At 61.8% G+C, this 9202-nt stretch carries 11 protein-coding genes; 8 read left to right on the plus strand and 3 right to left on the minus strand.

Features of this window, described 5'->3' with window-relative positions:
• Positions 1 to 49: 49 nt before the first annotated feature.
• Positions 50 to 172 (plus strand): hypothetical protein, encoded by a 123-nt coding sequence (locus tag BN1128_RS26475; protein ID WP_111589670.1) that lies wholly within the window; start codon positions 50 to 52, stop codon positions 170 to 172.
• Positions 173 to 308: 136 nt separating this feature from the next.
• Complete coding sequence (locus BN1128_RS23305; RefSeq protein WP_042873408.1) at positions 309 to 644, plus strand: DUF2799 domain-containing protein; 336 nt, start codon at positions 309 to 311, stop codon at positions 642 to 644.
• A gap of 22 nt (positions 645 to 666) precedes the next feature.
• Here the strand turns inward: BN1128_RS23305 and BN1128_RS25775 are convergent, their stop codons facing one another.
• Both BN1128_RS25775 and BN1128_RS23310 read right to left on the minus strand, forming a co-directional pair.
• Positions 667 to 831 carry a hypothetical protein gene (locus tag BN1128_RS25775; RefSeq protein ID WP_005321246.1) on the minus strand — a complete coding sequence of 55 codons (165 nt, stop codon included), beginning with the start codon at positions 829 to 831 and terminating at the stop codon, positions 667 to 669.
• 103 nt (positions 832 to 934) lie between these two features.
• Entirely contained in the window at positions 935 to 1366 is a 432-nt protein-coding gene (locus tag BN1128_RS23310; protein ID WP_042873410.1) for a flagellar basal body-associated FliL family protein, read from the minus strand.
• 145 nt (positions 1367 to 1511) lie between these two features.
• Here BN1128_RS23310 and BN1128_RS23315 point away from each other — a divergent pair, with 145 nt between their 5' ends.
• The gene (locus BN1128_RS23315; protein ID WP_042873412.1) at positions 1512 to 2048 is read left to right on the plus strand and encodes a chorismate--pyruvate lyase family protein; all 537 of its coding nucleotides are present in this window, start codon (positions 1512 to 1514) and stop codon (positions 2046 to 2048) included.
• Complete coding sequence (gene ubiA, locus BN1128_RS23320) at positions 2045 to 2908, plus strand: 4-hydroxybenzoate octaprenyltransferase (RefSeq protein ID WP_042873414.1); 864 nt, start codon at positions 2045 to 2047, stop codon at positions 2906 to 2908. The genes BN1128_RS23315 and ubiA overlap by 4 nt, the downstream gene beginning before the upstream one ends.
• Positions 2909 to 3030: 122 nt before the next feature.
• On the opposite strand, the gene plsB is transcribed toward ubiA, so the two are convergent.
• On the minus strand, positions 3031 to 5454 hold the full coding sequence (plsB, locus tag BN1128_RS23325; protein ID WP_042873417.1) for a glycerol-3-phosphate 1-O-acyltransferase PlsB: 2424 nt from the start codon (positions 5452 to 5454) through the stop codon (positions 3031 to 3033).
• A gap of 204 nt (positions 5455 to 5658) precedes the next feature.
• Between plsB and lexA the strand changes: the two genes are divergently transcribed.
• From lexA to BN1128_RS23345, 4 genes are all read left to right on the plus strand, one after another.
• A complete protein-coding gene (gene lexA / locus BN1128_RS23330; protein WP_042873420.1) occupies positions 5659 to 6282 on the plus strand; it encodes a transcriptional repressor LexA in 624 nt (207 codons plus the stop codon).
• Between the two features lie 464 nt (positions 6283 to 6746).
• Positions 6747 to 7034, plus strand: a complete 288-nt coding sequence (locus BN1128_RS23335) for a hypothetical protein (RefSeq protein WP_042873422.1) — start codon at positions 6747 to 6749, stop codon at positions 7032 to 7034.
• A gap of 222 nt (positions 7035 to 7256) precedes the next feature.
• On the plus strand, positions 7257 to 7883 hold the full coding sequence (locus tag BN1128_RS23340) for an SCO family protein (RefSeq protein ID WP_042873424.1): 627 nt from the start codon (positions 7257 to 7259) through the stop codon (positions 7881 to 7883).
• A gap of 22 nt (positions 7884 to 7905) precedes the next feature.
• The coding region (locus BN1128_RS23345; RefSeq protein WP_042873426.1) for an MATE family efflux transporter at positions 7906 to 9202 on the plus strand (1297 nt) is incomplete at its 3' end.

Here is a 9202-nt window from a genome sequence, read left to right on the forward strand (position 1 = left end):
TTTTCTGGATAGACTTTGAGTGCGGGTGCACTATCCAAGGAGAATGAGCATGGGTGGACACAAGCCGGATTACGATCTCGATGATGAATGGGAACCGGAATCCTGGGAAGAAGAGCTGGATGAATGGGAAGACGAGAGCTGGCAGGACGATGACCCTCTCGACGACCAGTAGTCCACACATTGAGCACACAGGCGGGCCTTGGGGCCCGCCTGTTTTTTTGTGCGGCTCACAGGAATGGGGACGAGCGCTTGGTCGGCGGCGTCAGGCTGGCTAGAATGAACTGCCCAAACGACACTCAAGGATGATTATGCGACTCTCTGTCATAGTGTTTGCCGCCCTGCTGGGGGGCTGTGCCTCCCACTCGGATGATCCGTGCGAGAAGGTATGGAGCGAGGTGGGGGAGGCGGATGGCAAGCTGGGCTTCACCACGGAACGGGTCGAGTTTCACCAGACGCAGTGTGGCAAGAAGGTGGATGCCGAGCTGTGGAAGCAGGGGCACCAGAAAGGGCTGGCCTGGTATTGCCGGCCGGAGCACCTCTATCTGGCGGGCCGATCCGGTGGCGAATATCGCGGCGTCTGTCCCAACGACACACAGGCGCGCAGATTGTTCGAACAGGGGCGCCAGGGCTGGACCGATCAATAGCCGGCCGCGCGGATGACCTGCCTTACTCTTCTTTCAACCGCAGCGGCTGACACAGATAGCTCTTGTCATTGGCGCTGCGGGCGCACTTGCCACAGACAAACTTGGGTTTGCGCACTATCTTGCGCAGGGTCTTGAGATCGGTCGGGATCTCGCTGCGACGCCATTCACACAGGGTCTTGTTGCCCATACCGACTACCTCGACAGCTCAGTGGGGCCTAGTGTAATCAATTTTCATTTCGAACACAGCAATACGGCCACCCCTGGGTGGCCGTATTGCTTGCCTGTGTCGGTTACTGGTAGAGGAACTTGGTGAAGATCAGCTCGCGCACCGCCTTCTTGCCGGTCTCTTTCACCAGCAGCTCGTTGGCCCGGGTCTGGCACTCCTTGCGCAGTTCCTCGCGGTTCACCAGCGACTTGATCTGCTCGCCGGTCTTGCTGCCCATCAGGCGTATGATGGCGTCGCGGATCAGCGGGTCGTGCTGCTCCAGCAGCTTGAGATCGGCCTCGTTCTCGGCCATCAGCTCCACAGTGACCCGGATATAGCCGAGGGTTTTGCCATCGCTCAGGTAGTTGGTGATGATGTCGGGATCCAGCAGGTGATAGAGGAAACCCGGCTTGGCGGCTTCGGCCCCTTCGGCGGGCGGCTCCTCCTCTGACGAGGCCTGCGCATGCAGGGCGCCACAGCTCAGTAACAACACCAGCAGAATTTTGAAGATCTTCATATAGATGGCTCATCAGCGGCAGATACCCCATTTTTGATGTTGCCATCGGGGCCGTCAAGCACGGATGTTCTTACAATTCTCGATTGATTTACGGATAATAAACCGGATTTTAACCTGATAACGGAAATCTCTGGATGGTGAAGCTGTGAAGTCCGAGTTGACTGTTCCCTTCGTCCAGCTCGTCCCGTGGCGGGCTCCCGCAGAGTGTGAGCCGCCAGAGGCTCTGCGGCCCTGGTTGCTGGAGACCGACTCCATGACCCGGCGCCTGCGTCGTCACAACCGTCACTTCTCGCTGCAACTGCTCGGCAATCGCAGCGTCGCCCTTGGCGCCGATGAGCAGCAGCTGGTGGCCGCCAAGCAACCCATGGGCCTGTGCCGCGAGGTGATACTGCATGGCGATGGGGGGCCGGCTGTGCTGGGCTGGACTCTGTTTGCCGAAGCCGCCCTGCAAGAGAGCGGGCTGCGCGAGCTGGGTGAACAGCCGTTGGGCGAGCGTATCTTCGGTGACGAGCCCGTGCGGCGCGATCACCTGCAACTGGCCTGTTTCGAGATTGCGAGCAATCCCTGGTGCCCGGCCGCCACCGTCTGGGGACGCCGTTCCCGTCTGTTTCTGGGGCAATGGCCACTGCTGGTCCATGAACTCTTCTTGCCCTCGCTGTCATCGAATAAGGAGCCGGAGTGAATCTGTTAACCAAGGAGCGGGGACTGGCCTATGTGCAGTTGGCCCGCATCGACAAGCCCATCGGTACCCTGTTGCTGCTGTGGCCGACCCTGTGGGCACTCTGGCTGGCGGCCGATGGCCTGCCGGATCTCTGGACCCTGCTGGTGTTCGTGGTGGGGGTATTTCTGATGCGCTCCGCCGGCTGTGTCATCAACGACTACGCGGATCGCAACTTCGATGGCCATGTGAAGCGCACCGCCGGTCGGCCCCTGCCCACGGGCAAGGTCAAGCCGCGGGAGGTGCTGGCGCTGTTCACCATGCTGGCGCTCATCTCGTTCGGTCTGGTGCTGACCATGAACCCGCTCACCATAGGCCTGTCGTTCGCGGCCCTGCTGCTGGCGGTCTGCTACCCCTTCATGAAGCGCTACATTCCGATCCCCCAGCTGGTGCTCGGCATGGCCTTCTCCTGGTCCATTCCCATGGCCTATGCGGCCCAGGCCAACGCCTTGCCACTGGTGGCCTGGCTGGTGTTTCTCGCCAACCTGCTGTGGACCATCGCCTATGATACCCAGTATGCCATGGTGGACAGGGACGATGACCTCAGGCTCGGCCTCAAGTCCAGCGCCATCCTGTTCGGTCGTCATGACAAGCGGATCATCGGGGTGCTGCAACTGGCCACTCTGCTGATCCTGCTGGCGGTGGGTCAACTGAGCGGGCTGGGCTCCAGCTACTACTGGTCGCTGCTGGCGGCGGCGGCGCTGTTTGTCTACCAGCAGCGGCTGATCCGGGAGCGGCAGCGGGAGGCCTGCTTCCAGGCCTTCCTCAACAACAACTATGTGGGCGCGCTGGTGTTTGCCGGGGTCGCGCTCAACTACCTGTGAGCCGGCCGCGCTGACGCGGGCGTCCGGGACGCTCACTATTCGGAGGCTGGGTCACCCTGCTGCCATGAAAAAGGCCGCATGCTGCGGCCTTTTTATTGCTCTGTGTCTGGCTCTTCTTGAGGTCAGAGCCGGTTGCCCGCCTGTATGGTACGGCGGATCTTGTTGCTCAGCAGCGGCACTATGTTGTCGGCCAGCGCCTGGAAGCGGCCCAGATCCGGTTTGCACTCGGGAGAGAGGTAGCCCTCCTTGCGCAGGGTGTGGATCAGGGTGCTGAACAGCTTCTGGTCGAAGAACTCGGGGGCATTGATGCCGTGCAGGGTGCCGAGGCGCTCCGCCATCATCAGGCCGTCCGCCTCCAGCTGCTCCGCCTCGACATGGGGCTGGGCCAGCACCCGGGTCAGCACTATGGCGTAGCGTTGCAGCGTCTCCTGAATGCTCTCGGCCAGCAGCAGCAGGCGCATCTGGTTGCCCGGATTGACCCAGTAGCCGCCATCCCGTGCCTCGACCAGTTGCTGGCGTTGCAGTTCGGCCAGCAGGGCATCGACCAGCTCGGGCAGCTCATCCTCTTCGTAGCGCAGGAACAGCTCCGTCTTGAGCAGCGGATAGATGTCGATGCAACGGGCGACTATCTCGCCGCGGGAGATTCCCTCGCAACGCTCGATCAGCGCCGCCACCAGGGAGGGCAGGGCGAACAGATGGAGTATGTTGTTGCGGTAGTAGGTCAGCAGGATCGCCTGATAGCGGTCCAGGCTGATGATCTGGCCCAGCTTGTCCTCGCTCACCTCGAACTTGTTGAGCTCCATCGCCTGATCCAGCAGTGTTTTGGCATCCTCATCCGGGATTGTGCTCTGGGGGCTGTAGGGCACCTGCTTGAGCAGGTCCAGATAGGTGTTGAGCTGTGCCTGCAGTTCATCGCGAGTCAGGGCGTGGCGTTCGGCGGCCAGCAGTGCCAGCGCGCTCAGGGTCAGGCCGTTGACGGCGGCGGCAGCGTTGATGCGGGTCATCAGCAGCTCGGCCAGCCGGGTGACTGTGGGTGCCATCCACTCGGGGCGCTCCTCCTGACCTATGTGGTCCTTCCACTCGGGCGCATGTTCATTGAGGTAGCTGTTGAGAGTCAGGGGTTCGCCGAAGTTGACGAAGCCGCGGCCATAGTTGCGCAGCTTGCGCAGTATGCCGAGCACCTGCAGAAAGCTCTCTTTCTCCTTGCGGCTGCCCTTGAGCTCGTTGTGATAGGTGTTCACCTCCATCACGTGCTCGTAGCCCAGATAGACGGGCACCAGGGTCACGGGTCTGTCCAGCCCGCGCATCATTGCCTGCAGTGTCATCGCCAGCATGCCTGTTTTGGGCGGCAGCAGACGACCGGTGCGGGAGCGCCCACCCTCGGTAAAAAATTCCACCGAATAGCCCTTGGCAAACAGCAGGTTGAGGTATTCGCGGAATACAGTGCTGTAGAGCGGATTGCCCTTGAAGGTGCGGCGGATGAAGAAGGCACCGCCGTGGCGGAAGATGGGACCCGCCGGCCAGAAGTTGAGGTTGATGCCCGCCGCTATGTGGGGCGGCACCATCCCCTGGTGGTAGATGACGTAGGAGAGCAGCAGGTAGTCCATGTGGCTGCGATGGCAGGGCATATAGACGATCTCGTGCCCTTCTTGCGCCAGCTGGCGTACCTTCTCGGCGCCGTTGACCGAAAGGCCGCGATAGAGCTTGTTCCACAGCCAGCCGAGGAAGCTTTCACTGAGACGGATCAGCCGGTAGGAGAAATCGGAGGCGATCTCGTCCATGTAACCGTGGGCGCGCTTTTGCGCTTTCTCCAGGCTGATGCCGTCGCGCTGCGCCTCTTCCTCGATCGCCTGCTGGATCACGCGCGAATCCAGCAGTTGTTTGAACAACAGGCTGCGGTTCGGCAGCTTGGGGCCGGTGGCCGCCAGCTGCTGGCGGCTGAAGTGGGTGCGTGCCACCCGCGCCAGCTTGTGGGCGATAGCCTCGTCTGTGCCATGCTTGTCGGCCATCTGACGCAGGGAGAGCGGCGGGGAGAAGCGCACCAGGTTTTCGCGACCCTTGAGGATCACGATCAGCGCCTTCTTGAGGCGGTTCGGTGCCAAGCTGCTGATGATGTTCCAGCCGGAGGCTTCCTCGCCTTCCCGGCCGGGGGCGCGGCCCCAGAACAGAGTGACGGGCACCACCTGGATATCCAGTGCCGGATCCTGCTTGTGCAGATCCAGCAGCTGGTGGAACTCCTGCAGGAAGGGGAGCGGCTTGCTGCGCTTGCCAAACAGGGGAGGCGGACGGTCCAGACAGACGTAGCGCGGCAGCAACTGGCCGTTCAGCTCCAGCGGCGTGAAGGGGCCGGGCAGGCCGAGATCCTCGCAGCACTGTTGCAGCGTCATCAGGTCGGTGATCGAGCTGGTTTTCAGGGCATAGACTATGGGTCTGGCCGGATCCAGCTTGAGCTCTGTGATGGGATTTTCCGGCAGGCTCTTGTGATTGACCAAGCCACTGACCGGCCATTGCAAGATGGCTCTGGAAATCTTCTGTCCAAGGGACATGTGCGTCTGCTCTCCGAAAAAATGCGGCGTGAGCATAGCAAATCACCGGCGCCTTGTCGCCGAGAGGTACGATGAGTCGGCTGCGCAGGATCAAAACAAGGGTAAATGAGCGCCAGGCCATGACAAATGTCAGCTGCGCCTTGCCTTGGCCACAGCACTGTATATACTGCCAGTGTGCTGTATAAAAAGACAGGTGCCAATGTTATGAAACCCCTTACCCCCCGCCAGGCCGAAGTGCTGGAGCTGATCAAGGTGAATATGAGCGAGACCGGCATGCCGCCGACTCGTGCCGAGATTGCCCAGAAGCTTGGTTTCAAGTCGGCCAATGCGGCCGAGGAACATCTGAAGGCCCTGGCCAAGAAAGGGGTCATCGAGATCATGCCGGGGACTTCCCGCGGCATCCGTCTGCTGATCGAAGAGGAAGAGGTGCTGGAAGAGACAGGCCTGCCCCTGATCGGCAAGGTCGCGGCCGGTGAACCTATCCTGGCGCAGGAGCACATCGAGAGCCACTACCAGGTGGATCCTGCTCTGTTCCACCCCCGGGCGGATTTTCTGCTGCGGGTGCAAGGCATGAGCATGAAGAACATCGGCATCCTGGATGGCGATCTGCTGGCGGTACACAAGACCCAGGAGGTGCGCAACGGCCAGGTGGTGGTGGCGCGCCTCGATGAGGATGTCACCGTCAAGCGCTTCCAGCGCAAGGGCAGCCAGGTGTGGCTGCTGCCGGAAAACGAGGATCTGGAGCCCATAGCGGTGGATCTCTCCAGCCAGCAGCTCACCATAGAGGGCTTGGCCGTCGGCGTGATCCGCAACGCCGACTGGATGTAAGCACCCTCGCCACGACACGGCCTCCTGCGGGAGGCCGTGTCGTTTCTGTGTTCCTTTCCCCATGATTTCAATCAGATCCTGATGCCCGCCATTTTGTCTGCGGCGAACGGCCGCAGGTGACTCATTTCAGATATATCATTTGGTAAGGCAGTGGACTCGTTGCGCTGCCCCCGGATGCTCGACAAGACGCTCTTTACCCACGTCGCAGGAACCCAAGGGCAGCAGGGATACATGACAACAGCCTCATGTGCGCTGGGCGGCAATGGCATTGGACCGGCTCACCACAGAGAGAGGCGATATCGCGGGATAAGAAGGGAGGGTGGCCAGCATGGCGCCGACGGCAATGACCGTCCGGGTAATGAGGGCACACTCGCGCAGTCGACACGCGGCAGTCACAGGATCTGGCCACCTAGCGGTAGCAGACGATGCCGGTCGACGTGACCTCTTGGTCAAGGAGGACAGGTATGGCTTCAAACTCGCCATGGGATCCGGGTCTGGCATCGCCCGTTTCTTCCATCACACGTTTCATCAAGGGTAACCGGATGACCCGTTTCTATGCGCTCTGGGTGCATCACAAGGGCACCTGCTGGACCATCTGGCTGGGCTGTCCCAAGGACAAGATAGTCCGCCTGGTCCGTCTGTTTCACAGCCATCACGACAGGGGGCCGGCGGCGGCTCCCTGGACGGCCCCCGTCATACCGCTCCGTGCCCTGGTCCGCCGCCCCCATGAGCGGCGCAGGCTGCAACCCTGATATCCCCCGCTTGCTGCTGACAGCCCCACCCTGACGGTGGGGCTGCTGTTTTCTGGCCTTGTTCGTCCGGCGACCAGCCCATAGCGTCATCCTCTGACCGAAGTTGGATGCCGAATCGGCATCCGGTACATGGGATGGTCCAGTCCGGGATTGGCTGGGTTACAATGGGTCATCCATTCGGGCCCGGTCTGCGGGCATGTCGAAGTGAAAGGGTCTGTTTTTATGGTTAAACCGCGTTACCCCTTGCTGTTTCTGCTGCTGGTCGGGGGCATGATGGCCGCATTCTACTGGAACCAGCCCTCCCTGCCCGAGCAGGCCGACTACTACCCGGCGGGGAGGGACATCAATCCGTTTGCCTTCACCGACGAGGACGGTCAGCCCTTCGTCCCGGCCAGTCTGCTGGGGCACTGGACCTTCCTGTTTGTCGGTTATACCTTCTGCCCGGATATCTGCCCGACCACGCTGGCGGATCTGCGCTCCGTCTACCCGGCGCTGAAGAAGATCGCACCCGAGAGCCAGGTGGTGTTCATCTCGGCGGATCCGCAGCGGGATGACGTGGCCCGCCTCAAGACCTATACCGCCTTCTTTCACCCCGAGTTCAAGGCGGCGACCGGTTCCCATGACAAGCTGTTCCCGTTTGTACGCAATCTGGGCCTCATCTATTCCATCGCCGATCAGGGGGAAAAGGATTACCTGATAGACCATTCCGCCTCCATCGTGCTGATCAACCCGGAAGGCAAGCTGGAGGCCGTGTTCCGCCCCCAGATGAGCGAGGGGCAGGTGCCGCACGTGGTCATGGCGACCCTGGTCTCCGATTTTGCCAGAATCGTGCGACTGGAAAGCGAGTGATGTCAGGCGAGCGTCGGTTGTCATGTTGATCCCGCCCTGGTTGAAAGACGGCCGGCGCCATGGCGCCGTGTTTGCCTTGGCCTTGCCCATGGTGCTCTCCAATATCACCACCCCCTTGCTGGGGCTGGTGGATACCTGGGTGATCGGTCATCTCGGCCAGGCCTGGTTCCTCGGTGGCGTCTCGGTCGGGGCAACCCTCATCAACCTCATCTTCTGGCTGCTGGGTTTCCTGCGCATGTCCACCACAGGGTTGACCGCCCAGGCCCATGGCGCCGGTAGCCCGCACAGTCAGCTCGACACCCTGGCGCGGGCGCTCGGCCTCGCCGTCGGACTGGGGCTGGCCCTGCTACTGCTGTTGCTGCCCTTCCTGCCTTCGCTCATTGCACTCGGTGGCGGCTCAGCCGAGGTGCAGGGCTATGCTGGCGAATATGTGTCGGTACGGATCTGGAGCGCGCCGGTGGCACTCTGCAATCTGGTGATCATGGGCTGGTTGCTGGGTATGCAGGATGCCCGCAGCCCCATGCTGCTGCTGATCTTCACCAACCTGGTCAACATGGCGCTGGATACCTGGTTCGTGCTGGGGCTGGGCTGGCAGGTGAAAGGGGTGGCCGCCGCCTCGCTGCTGGCAGATTACAGCGCCCTGGGGGTCGGACTCTGGCTGGTGAGCCGTCATCTGCGCCGCCTGTCGCCCGCAGTGTGGCAGAGTGCCTGGCAGCGCTGGCGTCAGTGGCCGGCCTTGCTGAGACTGCTCAGTCTGAACCGGGATATCTTCATCCGCTCCCTCTGTCTGCAGCTTTGTTTCGCCTTCATGACCTTGCAGGGGGCGCGACTGGGAGATGTAGCTGTGGCCGCCAATGCGGTGTTGCTCAACTTCCTGATGATCATCTCCTACGGGCTGGATGGCTTTGCCTATGCGGTAGAGGCCATGGTGGGCCGCGCCATAGGTCGGCGGGATCGGCAGGGGCTGCGCGAGGCCATAGTGCTGAACCTGGGGTGGGCGCTGCTCATCGCAATTGGTTTCAGTCTGCTGTTTGCGGCGGGTGGCAGTCGGCTCATCGCCCATATCACCGACATTCCGGCGGTGATCGCCGAGGCGAATCGCCAGCTGCCCTGGCTGATCGTCATGCCATTGCTGGCGGTCTGGTGCTTCTTGCTGGATGGGGTCTTCATCGGTGCGACCCGGGCCCGCGAGATGCGTAACAGCATGCTGGTGGCGGTACTGTGCGGCTTCTTCCCCATCTGGTGGCTCTGTCAGGGCTGGGGCGTGGCCGCCTTGTGGGCCGCCATGGGGGCGCTGATGGCGGGGAGGGGTCTGACGC

This window comes from Aeromonas piscicola (genome assembly GCF_000820005.1).
Lineage (GTDB): Bacteria > Pseudomonadota > Gammaproteobacteria > Enterobacterales > Aeromonadaceae > Aeromonas > Aeromonas piscicola.